The 14,470-nt window shown below is 68.4% G+C and carries 14 protein-coding genes and 1 other RNA gene; 7 read left to right on the top strand and 8 right to left on the bottom strand.

Annotated features, from left to right (window positions below; genetic code table 11):
- Window positions 1-189: 189 nt before the first annotated feature.
- The 4 genes from groES to E8A49_RS16235 all read left to right on the top strand — a co-directional run bounded on the left by groES (window position 190) and on the right by E8A49_RS16235 (window position 4,567).
- The gene (gene groES / locus E8A49_RS16250) at window positions 190-480 is read left to right on the top strand and encodes a co-chaperone GroES (protein ID WP_293383667.1); all 291 of its coding nucleotides are present in this window, start codon (window positions 190-192) and stop codon (window positions 478-480) included.
- 53 nt (window positions 481-533) lie between these two features.
- Window positions 534-2,183 (top strand): chaperonin GroEL, encoded by a 1,650-nt coding sequence (gene groL / locus E8A49_RS16245; protein ID WP_293383664.1) that lies wholly within the window; start codon window positions 534-536, stop codon window positions 2,181-2,183.
- A gap of 229 nt (window positions 2,184-2,412) precedes the next feature.
- Entirely contained in the window at window positions 2,413-3,291 is an 879-nt protein-coding gene (locus E8A49_RS16240; RefSeq protein ID WP_293383662.1) for an alpha/beta hydrolase, read from the top strand.
- Between the two features lie 73 nt (window positions 3,292-3,364).
- Complete coding sequence (locus tag E8A49_RS16235; RefSeq protein WP_293383659.1) at window positions 3,365-4,567, top strand: CoA transferase; 1,203 nt, start codon at window positions 3,365-3,367, stop codon at window positions 4,565-4,567.
- Here the strand turns inward: E8A49_RS16235 and E8A49_RS16230 are convergent.
- Window positions 4,564-4,929 (bottom strand): phage holin family protein, encoded by a 366-nt coding sequence (locus E8A49_RS16230; RefSeq protein WP_293383656.1) that lies wholly within the window; start codon window positions 4,927-4,929, stop codon window positions 4,564-4,566. The genes E8A49_RS16235 and E8A49_RS16230 overlap by 4 nt on opposite strands.
- Before the next feature lie 146 nt (window positions 4,930-5,075).
- Between E8A49_RS16230 and E8A49_RS16225 the strand changes: the two genes are divergently transcribed.
- The gene (locus tag E8A49_RS16225; RefSeq protein WP_293383653.1) at window positions 5,076-5,810 is read left to right on the top strand and encodes a hypothetical protein; all 735 of its coding nucleotides are present in this window, start codon (window positions 5,076-5,078) and stop codon (window positions 5,808-5,810) included.
- On the opposite strand, the gene E8A49_RS16220 is transcribed toward E8A49_RS16225, so the two are convergent.
- The 7 genes from E8A49_RS16220 to E8A49_RS16190 all read right to left on the bottom strand — a co-directional run bounded on the left by E8A49_RS16220 (window position 5,807) and on the right by E8A49_RS16190 (window position 10,998).
- A complete protein-coding gene (locus E8A49_RS16220; RefSeq protein WP_293383650.1) occupies window positions 5,807-6,646 on the bottom strand; it encodes a TIGR00282 family metallophosphoesterase in 840 nt (279 codons plus the stop codon). The genes E8A49_RS16225 and E8A49_RS16220 overlap by 4 nt on opposite strands.
- Before the next feature lie 10 nt (window positions 6,647-6,656).
- Entirely contained in the window at window positions 6,657-7,247 is a 591-nt protein-coding gene (locus E8A49_RS16215) for a 5-formyltetrahydrofolate cyclo-ligase (protein WP_293383647.1), read from the bottom strand.
- Window positions 7,248-7,306: 59 nt separating this feature from the next.
- Window positions 7,307-7,466: non-coding RNA, 6S RNA (gene ssrS / locus E8A49_RS16210), on the bottom strand.
- A gap of 36 nt (window positions 7,467-7,502) precedes the next feature.
- Complete coding sequence (locus E8A49_RS16205; RefSeq protein ID WP_293383644.1) at window positions 7,503-8,252, bottom strand: hypothetical protein; 750 nt, start codon at window positions 8,250-8,252, stop codon at window positions 7,503-7,505.
- Window positions 8,249-9,871, bottom strand: a complete 1,623-nt coding sequence (locus E8A49_RS16200) for a hypothetical protein (RefSeq protein WP_293383641.1) — start codon at window positions 9,869-9,871, stop codon at window positions 8,249-8,251. Before E8A49_RS16200 ends, E8A49_RS16205 begins: the two co-directional genes overlap by 4 nt.
- A 487-nt stretch (window positions 9,872-10,358) precedes the next feature.
- Window positions 10,359-10,691, bottom strand: a complete 333-nt coding sequence (gene zapA / locus E8A49_RS16195) for a cell division protein ZapA (RefSeq protein ID WP_293383638.1) — start codon at window positions 10,689-10,691, stop codon at window positions 10,359-10,361.
- Between the two features lie 4 nt (window positions 10,692-10,695).
- Window positions 10,696-10,998 (bottom strand): DUF4164 family protein, encoded by a 303-nt coding sequence (locus tag E8A49_RS16190; protein ID WP_293383635.1) that lies wholly within the window; start codon window positions 10,996-10,998, stop codon window positions 10,696-10,698.
- A gap of 102 nt (window positions 10,999-11,100) precedes the next feature.
- On the opposite strand from E8A49_RS16190, the gene tkt reads away from it, so the two are divergent.
- Together tkt and purT are read left to right on the top strand one after the other, a co-directional pair.
- Entirely contained in the window at window positions 11,101-13,134 is a 2,034-nt protein-coding gene (tkt, locus tag E8A49_RS16185) for a transketolase (RefSeq protein ID WP_293383632.1), read from the top strand.
- A gap of 125 nt (window positions 13,135-13,259) precedes the next feature.
- Complete coding sequence (purT, locus tag E8A49_RS16180; protein WP_293383629.1) at window positions 13,260-14,453, top strand: formate-dependent phosphoribosylglycinamide formyltransferase; 1,194 nt, start codon at window positions 13,260-13,262, stop codon at window positions 14,451-14,453.
- The last annotated feature ends 17 nt before the right edge of the window (window positions 14,454-14,470 follow it).

Below are 14,470 nucleotides of genomic sequence, written 5' to 3'. Positions count from 1 at the left end.
GAACGAAACGGCGAAGCTGCGGTTCCCGCAAGCTTTGTCTCATCGCGCCGCCGACTTGACTCCCGCTAGCCGTCCACCTACCTGCAAGCCGCCGTTAGCACTCAGGGCCGGCGACTGCTAACACGCGGGCCGATCCGGGCGCTGACGCCACCAAAACCAACCGCCGTACCGATACGGAGAAAGAGCATCATGGCGTTTCGTCCCCTGGGAGACCGCGTCCTCGTCAAGCGCGTCGAGGAAGAAGAGAAGACCAAGGGCGGGATCATCATCCCCGACACCGCGAAGGAAAAGCCGCAGGAAGGCGAAGTCGTCTCCGTCGGCCCCGGCGCCCGCGACGACAGCGGTAAGATCCAGCCCCTCGACGTCAAGAAGGGTGACCGCATCCTGTTCGGCAAGTGGTCCGGCACCGAGGTCAAGCTCGATGGCAAAGACCTGCTGATCATGAAGGAAAGCGACATCCTGGGCGTGCTCGAGGCTTAAACCGCCCGCACGTCTCCGCCCCTTAAAATCATTCAGAAAAGAGAGTTCCAACCATGGCTGCGAAAGACGTCTATTTCGCTTCCGACGCGCGCGACCGGATGCTGCGCGGCGTCAACACCCTTGCCAATGCGGTCAAGGTGACCCTCGGCCCCAAGGGCCGCAACGTGATCATCGAGAAGTCCTTCGGCGCCCCGCGCTCCACCAAGGACGGCGTCTCGGTGGCCAAGGAAATCGAACTGGCCGACAAGTTCGAAAACCTGGGCGCCCAGCTGATCCGTGAAGTCGCCTCCAAGACCAACGACAAGGCTGGCGACGGCACCACCACCGCCACCGTCCTGGCTCAAGCCATCGTCACCGAAGGCCTGAAGTCCGTGGCCGCCGGCATGAACCCGATGGACCTGAAGCGCGGCGTCGACAAAGCGGTCGCCAAGGTCGTCGAGGAGATCAAGGCTTCCTCGCGCAAGGTCACCACCAACGCCGAGATCGCCCAGGTCGGCACCATCTCCGCCAACGGCGACACCGAGGTCGGCGACATGATCGCCAAGGCCATGGAAAAGGTCGGCAACGAAGGCGTCATCACGGTTGAAGAAGCCAAGACCGCCGAGACCGAACTCGACGTGGTCGAAGGCATGCAGTTCGACCGCGGCTACCTGTCGCCCTACTTCATCACCAACGCCGAGAAGATGGAGGCCGACCTCGAAGAGCCGCTGATCCTGCTCTTCGAAAAGAAGCTGGCCTCGCTGCAGCCCCTGCTGCCGGTGCTGGAAGCGGTGGTCCAGTCGGGCCGTCCGCTGCTGATCATCGCCGAGGACGTCGAAGGCGAAGCCCTGGCCACCCTGGTGGTCAACAAGCTGCGCGGCGGCCTGCGGGTCGCGGCGGTCAAGGCGCCGGGCTTCGGCGATCGCCGCAAGGCGATGCTGGAAGACATCGCCATCCTGACCGGCGGCCAGCTGATCAGCGAAGACCTGGGCATCAAGCTCGAGAACGTCACCCTCGACATGCTCGGCAAGGCCAAGAAGGTCACCATCACCAAGGACGACACCACGATCGTGGACGGCTCGGGCGAGAAGAGCGGCATCGAAGGCCGCATCGCCCAGATCAAGAAGCAGATCGAGGACACCACCTCGGACTACGACAAGGAAAAGCTGCAAGAGCGTCTGGCCAAGCTGGCCGGCGGCGTTGCGGTGGTCCGCGTCGGCGGCTCGACCGAAGTGGAAGTGAAGGAAAAGAAGGACCGCGTCGACGACGCCCTCAACGCGACCCGCGCGGCCGTGGAAGAAGGCATCGTCCCCGGCGGCGGCGTCGCCCTCTTGAAGGCCTCCAAGGTCCTGGACGGCTTCAAGGGCGACAATGACGACCAGGAAGCCGGCGTGGCCATCGTGCGCCGCGCCCTGCAGGCCCCGATCCGCCAGATCGCCGAAAACGCCGGCGTCGAAGGCTCGATCGTGGTCGGCAAGGTGATGGAGAACGCCTCCCCCACCTTTGGCTTCAACGCCCAGACCGAAGAGTACGTGGACATGGTCAAGGCCGGCGTCATCGACCCGGCCAAGGTGGTCCGCACCGCTCTGCAGGACGCGGCCTCGGTCGCCGGCCTGATGATCACCACCGAAGCGGCCATCGTCGAAGCCCCCAAGAAGGGCGGCGGCGGCGCGGGCGGCATGCCCGGCGGCGGCATGGGCGGCATGGGCGACATGGACTTCTAAGACCTGTCATCCCGGCCAACGGAGGGTGAAGCCCGAAGGCCGAGCCGGGACCCAGACGCTGAGACTGAACGAGGGCGGGATCGAAAGGTCCCGCCCTTTTTCTGTGCTCAACCCCTCATCCGCTCGTCCGCGGTGCTCAGAAAACGCGGAATTCCCGCGCATTTCGAATCTTGTTTTACATTGTCAGCCGACCCGCGCTGATCCAGCCTTCCCCGAAAGGGAGATCACCATGCGCGCCTTATTCCTGGCCCTCGCGATCGCTGGCGCGCCGGCCATGGCCGCCGCCCAGGGGCTGGACCCCGGTCAGGTGACCGCCCTGCCCTCCAGCCCGCCGACCCTGCGCGCGGCTTACGGCCCCGGGAAGCTGCAGGTGGGCGAGCTGCGCGTGCCGCCGGGCAAGGGACCGTTCCCTGTGGCGGTGATCGTGCACGGCGGTTGCTGGACCTCGGGCTTCGCCAGCCTGGCGATGACCTCGCCCATGGCGACTGCGCTCACCGCCAAGGGCTTCGCGACCTGGAACATCGAATACCGCCAGCTCGGTGACACCGGCGGCGGCTGGCCGGGCACCTTCCAGGACTGGGGCGCGGCCCTCGACCACCTGCGTGTGCTGGCCAGGACCCAGCCGCTGGACCTCGGCCGCGTCGTGGTCCTGGGTCACTCCGCCGGCGGCTTGGCCGCGCCGTGGCTGGCCGCGCGGCCCGGTCTGCCGAAGGGCTCGCCGATCCGCGGCGCGGATCCACTGCGTGTTGCGACCGCCGTGGACATCGACGGGCCGGCGGACCTGCGCCTGTCCGTCGGTGCGCTGCGCGAGGCCTGCGAGGCGCCGGTGATCGCGCAGCTGATGGGCGGCGACGCGGCCGCCCAGCCTGGGCGCTACAACGAAGGGAACCCGGGCGAGCGCCTGCCGCTGCACACGCGCCAGCTCTTGGTCAGCGCCGCCCTGCTGTCGCCGGAGGCGGCGAGCGCCTACGCCGCCGCCGCCCGGGCCTCTGGCGACCGCGTGACGGTGCTGGTGCTGCCGAAGACCGGCCACTTCGATCTGGTGGCGCCCGGCCAGCCGGCCTGGGGAAAGGTCGAGGCGTTCATCGTCAAGAACGCCTTCAGCTGATCGGCGCGCTTCCCTGGCGTCCGTGCCGGTCCCAATATCGGGCCACGCGCCATGAGAGCCCGGGAGATGTCCGATGCTGCTGTCCGACCTCAAGGTCGTGGAATGGTCCACCTGGGTCGCCGGGCCCGGCTGCGCGGCGGTGATGGCCGACTGGGGCGCTAAGGTCATCAAGATCGAGAGCGCGACCGGCGACGCCACGCGGACCTATTGGCCTGACACCGCCGAGAGCCCCGGCAACCCGATCTTCTCCAACGAGAACCGCGGCAAGCGCGGCGTGGTGCTGGACGTGGGCAAGCCCGCGGGCCGCGCCGCGCTGCTGGCCATCCTGAAGGACGCCGACGTTTTCATCACCAATGTGCGGCCGGGCGCGCTGAAGCGGGCGCGGCTCGACTACGAAAGCCTGAAGGACGAGCTGCCGGCGCTGATCTACGCCAACGTCACCGGCTATGGCCTGACCGGCCCGGACGCCGACATCCCGGCCTTCGACCTGACCGGCTTCTGGAACCGCAGCGGCGTGGCGCATGCGATCAACCCGCCGGACCGCGAGCCGATCGGCTCGCGCCCGGGCATGGGCGACCATGTGACGGCGCTGGCGACCCTGTCCGGGGTGCTGGCCGCGGTGCATGAGCGCGCGCGCACCGGCCGGGGGCGGCAGGTGGAGACCGCGCTGATGCGGGTCGGCTGCTATGCGCTCGGCTGGGACATGTCGATCAAGCTGCGCAACGGCGAGGCCCTGACCGCCCAGCCGCGCCACAGCCGCCCCGGCGCCATCGCCGGCTACTTCCGCACCAAGGACGACCGGTGGATCTATGTGGCGCAGCGCGGGTCCAATGACTTCCCGCAGATGATGCGGGTCATCGGCCGCGCCGACTTGATCGACCAACCCCGCTGCGCCCTTCCGATCCTCGACATGGCCGTGGTCCACGAGATCCGCGGCCTCCTGGACGAGGTGTTCGAGGCCCTGACCCTGGATGAGGCGGTCGCCATGATGCGCAGGACCGACATCATCTTCGCGCCGATGACCACCCTGGACGACTTCGTCAACGACCCGCAGGCGCACGAGGCCGGCTGCTTCGTCGACACCCCCGATGGCTGGGGCGGCAGCTTCAAGGCGCCGGCCGCGCCTGCGCGCTTCCCCGGGACCGAGACCGGCCCCGCCGGACCCGCCCCCAAGCTGGGCGAGCACACCCGGCAGGTGCTGGCCGAGGCCGGCTATGGCGCGGCCGAGATCGAGGCCCTGATCGCCTCGGGCGCGGCGTCTGAACTGCGAGCCTAGCGGCGGTACTCGCGCCGGTCGTCGCGCAGGATCATGCCGCCGATCCAGCTCACAACCCCGGTGACGATGGCCGCCATGATCCCCGGGATCAGGCCGTGCACCGCAAAGCCCGGCACGAACAGGGAGACCAGACCGATCATCGCGGCGTTCACCACCAGCAGGAACAGGCCGAGCGTGATGATGGTCAGTGGCAGGGTCAGGATGAAGACGATGGGCCGCACCAGGGCGTTGACGATACCCAACAGGGCGGCGGCCAGGATCAGCGCCGTCATGCTGGACACGTGGATGCCCGGCACCAGCTTGGCGGCGATCCATAGGCCCAGCGCCCCGAAGATCATCCGGACGATCAATCTGGCGAGCATGCGTCCTCCTTCTGAACGGCGAAGCTTGGCGAGTAGAGCCGTTCCGCGCACCATAGGAAAGGGTTACGCGCCCGAAACCGGCGCGGCGCATTTTGGCCGCAGCCGCGGCTCTAGCTGGCGAAGGGACGACACTGAGGGGCCATTCCATGTTCCGACGCCTTCTTGCGCCAGCGCTGTTGGCGCTGCTCTGCGCCTGCGCGTCGTCGGAGCCGCGCCATGGCCACGGCGGGATGGCGGACGACGCCGACGCCGGCCCGGCCGCTCACCGGCCGCGCGTGCGCCTGTTCATCAGCCCCTCGGGCGAACCGTTCCGCGGGCCCGACGGCCTCGGCGACTGGCTGGCCCGGGCCGACACCGACCACGACGGCTCGGTGAGCCTGGCCGAGTTCCGCGCCGACGCCCTGCGCTCGTTCAAGGTGCTCGACGCCAACGGCGACGGGGTCATCGACGCCTTCGAGCTGCAGGCCTACGAGCGCAACATCGTCCCCGAGATCGGCGTCATGACCTTCGACGAAGGCCCCAACTCGCCCAACCAGCCCGCCGCCCGCCGGCGGCGGAACAGCGGCGGCGGCGGCATGGGCGGCGGCGGCCTGGGCGCCGCCCACGACGATCCGGCCCAGATGCTGGCCGACCAGGCGACCAAGCCCCCGAAGGGCGCAGGGCGCGACGGCGCGGCGCGCTACTCCCTGCTGAACGAGCCGGAGCCGATCGCCGCGGCCGACGCCGACCTCGACGGCAAGGTGACGCTCGCCGAATGGATGGCCCAGACGGACCGCCGCTTCGCCAAGCTGGACCACCTGAAGACCGGTCAATTGACCCGCCAGAGCCTGGTGCAGATCCAGCCCAAGGACCAGAAGGCCCCGCCGCCGAAAACGCCCTAGCGAACCGCGACAGCCTCGACCGCTGGCACGGTCTCGCTCAGGCGCCCGCCGAGGCGGATGGGCTCGACGCGGCGGGCCAGGCCGGTTGAGTTGTCGGTCTCCACATAGACTCCGCAGACCGTGGCCGGGCCCTCCGCGGGCTTGTAGCGGCCGCCGGAGATGCGGGTGGTGAAGCGGCGCAGCGGCTCCTCCTTCTGGTTGCCGATCACGCTGTCGTAGTCGGCGCAGGCCCCGGCGTCGGTCTGGTAGGCGGTGCCGCCGGTGAGGATTTGGCAGTCGGCTGTGGGCACATGGGTGTGGGTGCCGACCACCAGGCTGGCGCGCCCGTCGCAGAAGTGGCCCATGGCCATCTTCTCCGAGGTGGCCTCGGCGTGGATGTCCACCACGATGGCGTCGGCGACCGCGCCCAGCGGGCAGGCCTCCAGCTCCTTGTCGACCGCCGCGAAGGGGTCGTCGAGCGAGTCCATATGCACCCGACCGAGCAGGTTGATCACCAGGATCTGCTTGCCGCCCGGCGTCTCAAAGAGCTGGGCGCCCCGACCTGGCGCGTCGGAGAAGGCTGAGTAGTTCAGGGGCCGGATCAGGCGCGGCTCGCGCACGATGTAGGTCAGCGCCTCCTTCTGGTCCCAAGAGTGATTACCCAGCGTGAGCGCGTCGGCGCCGGCCTCGAATAGCTCCTTGGCCGTGGACTCGGTGATGCCGAAGCCCGCCGCGGCGTTCTCGGCGTTGACGATCACGAACTCCAGGCCCAGGCGGCGGCGCAGGCCCGGCAGGTGCTCGGCCAGGCCGTCGCGGCCGGCGCGGCCCACCACGTCGCCAAAGAAGGCCAGTCTCATTGTCGATGCCTCATCGGCCCTCTCTAGACACTTCTATGAATTCCGTCTCCGTCACGATGGCGTCGAGCCGCTGGTCGTGGGCTCCCATGGGCACGGCCTCGACCTCCTGCCCCGCGAAGGCCACGCCCAGCACGAAAACCGGCCGCTGTCGCCGAAGGTTCTGAAGCGTGCGGTCATAGTGGCCGCCGCCCTGGCCCAGGCGGCCGCCAGCGCGGTCGAACGCCAGCACTGGGGTCAGCAGCAGGTTCGGCAGGACTTCCGCCGCCGCAGGCAGCGGCGAGGGGATACCGTAGGCGTCGGGCTTCAGCGGGTCGCCGGGGGCCCAGGCGCGGAAGGTCAGCGGCGTGTCCTTCGCGGCGGCCACGGGAAGGGCCGCGCGGATCCGGCCGGCGTTCAGGTCCAGGATCGCCTGCAGGATCGGGCCCGGATCGAGCTCGGTCCCCTGGGCGCAATAGGCGCCGACGATGCTGAACCGCCCGAAGCGGGAGACCGGCAGCTTCAGCGCCGCGCGGCGGGCGGCATCCGGCGCTTCGTCCAGCAGACGGCGGCGCAGGACGCGCATCTCCTGGCGCAGCGCCTTCTTGTCGAGCGGTCGGATCACCGCTCGATCCTACGCCGAAAGCGCGCGCGCCGGAAAAGAATGGCGGTGGAGGAAGGGTGGCGGCGCCGCGAGAACCGTGAAGGACTGTTTCATTCCCTCGACCTGGCAGACCAGGTGGGCGCCGTGTGTTCGCAGCCACGGCCACGAACAGGGACAGCTCCCTATGAGTGAATTAAGGTCGCTGGAATATGTCGCCTTCGACGTGGGCCGCAGCAGACCCGCCGTCTTTGAAGGTAGTGCGGACGAGGTCGGTTCTCAAGCGGGCCGGTGATCGTCGTGCTCGTACCGGCCCGCATCGATCTTTTCGATGTAGCGCCGGCTCAAGAGATGGGCGAGCCAGACTAGGCCCACAATGGCGGTCGTGATGCCTCCGCCCATCATGTCATGAGCATCGGGCTCGCTGAGCCTCGAATCGGCCAGTAGTTCGAAGATCAGGACCGCTATCCCCGACACGATGAACCAGATCGCCATCCCGTAGGACAACCAGCCTGGCCTACGCCCGTTCGGCCTGCGCCCATCGCGCGAACCGGGCCAGAACGCCTTCCCGATCGGTTCAGCGGGAAGGCCGGCGACGCGCCGGCGCACCTCGGGCGCGCCAAAGGTCTCCGGCTCGGGAGGTCCCTCCTCGCGGGAACGCCAGACGACATCATGAAATCGGGGATCGTCCTCCAGCGCCGTCGCCAGCCGCCGCCAGATCTCGATCCCGGCGGCGGCGCCTTTCGCCCTAGGCCCGCGCGCCGCCGGTGCGTCGAACAGCAGCCAGAACGCAGGATGGAACGAGGTGACCTGGCACGAGAACCGATGACGATCCTTGTCCTGAACGTCGAACGCCCAGCCCTTTTCACCCGCATAGGAGGGCGCGGAGACCTTGCACCCCAAGGCGGTAAGGATTTCACCGGTGGCCACGGCGACATTGCGCCCACCGAAGACGTGGATGGCCTTCGCAGTCCCGACCTGATCATCAGGGAAATCCGCGATGAAGCCGGCCCAGGGCTTGATGGTCATTGGGGGATGCCGGGATTTTGGTTGTCGTAGACGCCGAGCGCCGCGCCCGCCGATCCGCCTCCGACTGCCGCCTTCAAGGGCAACGGCGCGCCATGCCAAAGCCGCCCAGGGAGACTGTAACGCTCGAGCCCGAGCCGGCGCCCGCTCCAGCCACGCCCGCCGTCGAGATTTGTCGGCAGCCGTGCGCCGTAGAAATTATCGTCAGTACGGAAATGCTTTGCATAAACCTGGCCACGGCTCATTCCCTCGCCCCGCTGAACGTTGAATGGCCCGTCCATGTAGGCCTTGGGTAGAATCGGTTTGCCGACTAGACTATCCGGAAGCGGAATTCCCATAACGGTTTCGGGAAACTTCGCGCGGCGAGGTATGAAGTGCATGCCCATACCGTCGTAATCTTCCGCAAGATATGCGGCGAGTTCTGAAGAGGCGCCCGGTCGGAGATAGTCGGCTGCATCAGCCGCGTCGGCCACGCCCTGGGCCTCCAGAACGCCCTTGGCGAGTTCGCCTACCTTTGAAAGCCCAGCCAGGTTGAACGCTAGCGCACCGGCGTTTTCGCCGACGTGATAGTTGCGCGCGATTTGATCTGACAAGGTCGCCGATATCGGCAGCGGATCGAGTTGGACTCTCGCGTTGTGGAGGATGCCGCCGGCATCGGCGACAAGCATGTCAGGATCGGCGAGGCGCTGTTGCACAGCATTGAGAACCGACCGTCCCATGCTCGCCAATTCCTCCGGTGCGGATTCCCCAGGAACGTGGTTTTCGGCGTCATGAGGATCTAAAAACCTGGCGCCAAAATCTAAAGTATTCCCGATATCAGCACCCAGCCCGATCGCGGCATCACGACCGCCGACCGGCAAACCCAAGATGAACGCCCCGGTCCCGCCTATGCCCTTCAGTAAATCGTTTCGATCCCACCATGGCGGCGTTTGCGCTGCTTCGAACGCAGAACCGCCAGGAGCCGCTTCTGGCACCTCGCCGCTCCAGACGTTCAGGCCTGAAGCTAAGCGCCGCGCAAAGGTGTCATCGTTGGCCGCTTGCGCCTGCGCCGTCGCAAGCCTTGCGTTATCCGATTGAAGGAACCGGTTTCCCGTCGCGACCTCGTCGGGCGTCGCGTCGCCGTAAGTGCTTGGAACAAGGTAGTCCTGCCCCACCCTCAAGGTCGAACCATCGAGACCGTTCAGGCTGGCGAACCGTCCGATGGCATCCGGCCGGCTGGTGCCTAAGAGCCGCGAAATGCTGTCCCCAGGCGCCGCGGTGACGATCCGATAGGGCGGCGTCTGCGTATTGGGATCGTGATCGTCGGCTTGGTCTTGCGACGCGCCCACGACCAGAGCTTGTGCCGCCGGCGGGTTCGGCGGATCGCCGGCTGTCGCATCATCCGATCCCGAATTGTCTGGGTCTGCGGCGTTGCCACCTAAAGCCGCCAACCCGATCGTCGTCAGATCGCTCGGCTTAGGCGCCGCAAGATCATCCCCGTTGATTGTGGCTTGGTTCCAGAGATCCCGCGCCGCCGCGTCGGCGTCCGGCCGCGCTGCTATATCCGCGTTTCGCTGCGCCATCCACGCGTCGAGATCATCCAGATCAGCAACACGTCGCTGTGTGATCCAGCCTCCGCCCATACCACCCCCAATCCTTTGAGAAGGTGGCTTGCGAGACCAGCGCGCGACCCCACCCGTTGCATAGCGCGATCCTGCCAGAAACGGCCTGTTAAGTCAAGAACAAAAGAAGAACATCTAGGTGGAGATTCCGCGCCGGATCGGCGTCGCGCAGACTGCGCCTCAGGTAAATGGCGGCCAGAATTGCTTCCGGCTCCGGGCAACTCAAGGGCGCGCCGCGAAGCGGTCGGCCACGGGCCGCTCGTGACTTGCCGGGAGCCGGAAGCTCGCAATCAACCGTGGGCTACAGGGCTATCCAGCATTCCAAGGAATGCCGGCTTTCACCACCCATCCGCGTCATCCCGGAAAGCGCGCAGCGCTTGTCCGGGACCCATACGCACTTGATCTGGTGATATGCGTGCGGCGTTCGGCGCTGGCGCTCTTCCGCGCAGGAGAGGACGTATGGGTCCCGGTCTTCGCTTCGCGAAACCGGGATGACAGGGCGTTGGAGCTAAGCCTCTTCGCTGGCCAGTTTCTCGATGCGCTTGGCGGCGGTGTCCAGGGCCTGGACGGCGCGGATCTCGACGCGGCCGCGTTCGGACTGCAGGCGCGCGAGCTCGGCCTGATTGGCGGCCAGGCGCGCGCGGGCGTCGGCCAGTTCGTCGGCGAGCAGCAGGGCGCCCATCAGGAACAGGCGGGTGTCGCCGAGCTGGCCCATGTCCTGTCCCACCTGGCGCACCTGGTGGTCGAACATCTTGGCCAGTTCGATGAGGTGGGCCTCCTGGCCGTCCTCGCAACCGACCGCGTAGGGCCGGCCGTTCACTTCGATGGTGATCTGCGCCATGGGGTCAGTGCTCCGCGGCGGAGGGGGAGATCGCGGAAGAGGGGGCTGACCCGTTCAGGGCCTCGCGGATTTCCTGGATCGCCCGGCCGAGCGCGGCCGAGGCCTCGGCGCCGGCGGCCTCCAACTCCTTCTCGCGGGCCCGGGCCTCGTCGAGCTGGGCCGCCAGCTGGGCGCGGTCCTGGTCGAACAGGCCGCCCGCCGCGTCACCGGCCGTCTTCAGCCTGTGGGCGAGCCGCTGTTCGAGCACATGCACCGCCTGTTCCAGCCTGCGCGCCGCCAAGTCCAGGGCGCTGTCGCCGCCGCTCATCGCGATCCTCCTGCCGTCCTATCTATAGACCTGCGTCGGCGTGCTTCGAAAGCATGCCCTTTTCTTGACCCCCATTGGCATTCTTGACCCCTAGGCGCGCGCGTGCGACCCCGCCGCCAATTCTTAACGCCGCTTTCCAACAGACGACTCAGGAGCCCGATGCCCGCGCCTCTCCAGATGATGGCCAACGCCATTCGCGCGCTGTCCATGGACGCCGTCCATCGGGCCAAGTCCGGCCACCAGGGCATGCCGATGGGCATGGCCGACGTCGCCACGGTGCTGTTCACCAAGTTCCTGAAGTACGACGCCGCGCGCCCAGACTGGCATGACCGCGACCGCTTCGTGCTCTCGGCCGGCCACGGCTCGATGCTGCTCTATTCCCTGCTGCACCTGACCGGCGTGAAGGCCGTGACCATGGAGCAGATCAAGAACTTCCGGCAGCTCGGCTCCAACACGCCCGGACACCCGGAGTACGGCCACACGCCCGGCGTCGAGACCACCACCGGGCCGCTGGGCCAGGGCCTGGCCACCGCCGTCGGCATGGCCATGGCGGAACGGCACGTGGCCGCCCGCTTCGGCGACGAGCTGGTCGACCACCGCACCTGGGTGATCGCCGGCGACGGCTGCCTGATGGAGGGCGTCAGCCACGAGGCGATCAGCCTGGCCGGCCGCTTCAAGCTGGCCAAGTTGACGGTGCTGTTCGACGACAACAACACCACCATCGACGGCGAGGCGACCATCTCCGAGACCGGCGACCAGCTGATGCGCTTCAAGGCGGCCGGCTGGGCGGTGAAGGCGGTCGACGGTCACGACTTCGCGAAGATCGCCGCGGCCATGCGCTGGGCGACCCGCCAGGACCGCCCGACCCTGATCGCCTGCAAGACCAAGATCTCCAAGGGCGCGGGGCCCAAGGAGGGCGACCCCCACAGCCACGGCTACACCCTGTTCGATTCGGAGATCGCCGCGGCCCGCGCCGCCATGGGCTGGACCGCCGGGCCCTTCACCGTGCCGGACGAGGTGCTGAAGCCCTGGCGCGCCGCCGGCCGCAAGGGCGCCAAGTTCCGCAAGGCCTGGGAGGCCAGGCTCGCCGCCTCCGCCCAGAAGGCCGAGTTCGACCGCGCCATGGCCGGGGTGTTCCCCGACCGCGCCTTCGCCGGCGTCGACGCCCACATCGCCAAGGCCGAGGCCGAGAAGCCCGCCGCCGCCACCCGCCAGCACTCCGGCGCGGCGCTGGCCGAACTGGTCCCGGCGATCCCTGAGATGGTCGGCGGCTCCGCGGACCTGACCGGCTCCAACAACACCATCGTCAAGGGCATGGGCGACTTCGACCGGCCCGGCTACGCCGGCCGCTACGTCCACTATGGCGTGCGCGAGTTCGGCATGGCGGCGGCCATGAACGGCATGGCCCTGCATGGCGGCGTGATCCCCTATTCAGGGACCTTCCTGGTGTTCTCCGACTACAGCCGTCCGGCGATCCGCCTGGGGGCCCTGATGGGCATCCGGGTGATCCACGTGATGACCCACGACTCGATCGGCGTGGGCGAGGACGGCCCGACCCACCAGCCGGTCGAGCACCTGGCCAGCCTGCGGGCCATCCCCAACCTCAACGTCTTCCGCCCGGCCGATGCGGTCGAGGCCGCCGAGTGCTGGAAGCTGGCGCTGGAATCGACCCGGGCTCCGTCGGTCATGGCGCTTTCCCGCCAGAAGGTCCCGGCGGTCCGCACCGCGGTCGCCGGCGAGAACCTCTCGGCGCGCGGGGCCTATCAACTGGCGGGCGCCGACCTGCCGGCCCAGGTGACCCTCTTCGCCTGCGGCTCGGAGCTCTCCATCGCCATGGCCGCCCGCGACCTCCTGGAAGCCGACGGGATCGGCGCGCGGGTGGTCTCGACGCCCTGCTGGGAACTGTTCGACGCGCAAGCCGAGGACTACCAGGCCCAGGTCATCGGCGAGACCGACGTGCGCATCGCCGTCGACGCCGGCATCCGCCAGGGCTGGGACCGCTTCATCGGCGAGACCGGGGCCTTCGTCGGCATGACCGGCTTCGGCGCCAGCGCGCCGGCCGAGGTGCTCTACCAGCACTTCGGTATCACCGCACAGGCGGTGGCCGAGGCCGCCAAGGCGAAGCTTTTGGTTTGAGGACGTCATGGCCGGGCTTGTCCCGGGCCATCCATAAACGCCGACGTCAGCGCGAATCTGGCGCGATCGGTGCGTATGGGTCCCCGGCACGAGGCCGGGGGTGACGATCAAAAAGGGGGAACGCCATGCGACTGGGAACACCGCTCAGCCCCACCGCCGTGAAGGTCATGCTGCTGGGCTCTGGGGAGCTCGGCAAGGAGGTGGCCATCGAGCTGCAACGGTTGGGCTGCGAGGTGATCGCCGTCGACCGCTATCCGGACGCCCCGGCCATGCAGGTGGCGCACCGCAGCCACGTCATCGCCATGACCGACGCGCACGCCTTGCGCGCCCTGGTGGAGGCCGAGCGGCCGCATTTGATCGTGCCGGAGATCGAGGCCATCGCCACCGACGAGCTGGCGGCCATCGAGGCGGCGGGCCTGGCGACCGTGATCCCCACCGCGCGGGCCGCCCAGCTGACCATGAACCGCGAAGGCATCCGGCGGCTGGCCGCCGAGGAGTTGGCCCTCCCCACCAGCGCCTATGCCTTCGCCTCCAGCGAGGCGGAGCTGGCGGCGGGCGCCGAGACCGTGGGCTTCCCCTGCTTCGTCAAGCCGGTGATGAGCTCATCCGGCAAGGGCCAGTCCTACGTCGAGGGGCCCGACGGCGTCGCCGCGGCCTGGCGCTATGCCCTGGAGGCCGGGCGCGTGGAGCAGGCCCGGGTCATCGTCGAGGGCCGCGTGGACTTCGACTTCGAGATCACCCAGCTCACCGTGCGCAGTCTTCAGGCCGGCGGGATCGTCACCAGCTTCTGCGCGCCCATCGGCCACCGCCAGGTGAAGGGCGACTATGTGGAGAGCTGGCAGCCGCAGGCTATGAGCTCCGTGGCCCTGGCGCGGTCCCGCGAGATCGCCGCCAAGGTCACGGACGCCTTGGGCGGCCAGGGCCTGTTCGGCGTCGAGTTGTTCGTGAAGGGCGACGAGGTCTGGTTCTCCGAGGTGAGCCCCCGGCCGCACGACACCGGCCTCGTGACGCTCGCCACCCAGTGGCAGAGCGAGTTCGCCCTGCACGCCCGCGCCATCCTGGGCCTGCCGGTGGATGTCTCCCTGCGCGAACCCGGGGCCAGCGCGGTGATCTACGGCGGGCTGGAGGCCAAGGGGATCGCCTTCGAAGGCGTCGCCGAGGCGCTCGCCGTCCCCGGCGCCGACCTGCGCCTGTTCGGCAAACCGGAAAGCTTCGCGCGCCGCCGCATGGGCGTCGCCCTCGCCCGCGCCGCCACCGTCGAGGAGGCTCGGGCCCGCGCCGTCGAGGCGGCCGGCAAGGTGAACCCCGTTACAGGTTGACGCGTAACTTGACCGCC

The sequence above is a fragment of the Phenylobacterium sp. genome, from assembly GCF_004799515.1.
In the GTDB taxonomy this organism is placed as follows: Bacteria; Pseudomonadota; Alphaproteobacteria; order Caulobacterales; family Caulobacteraceae; genus Phenylobacterium.
This window is presented reverse-complemented; position numbering and strand designations above follow the sequence as displayed.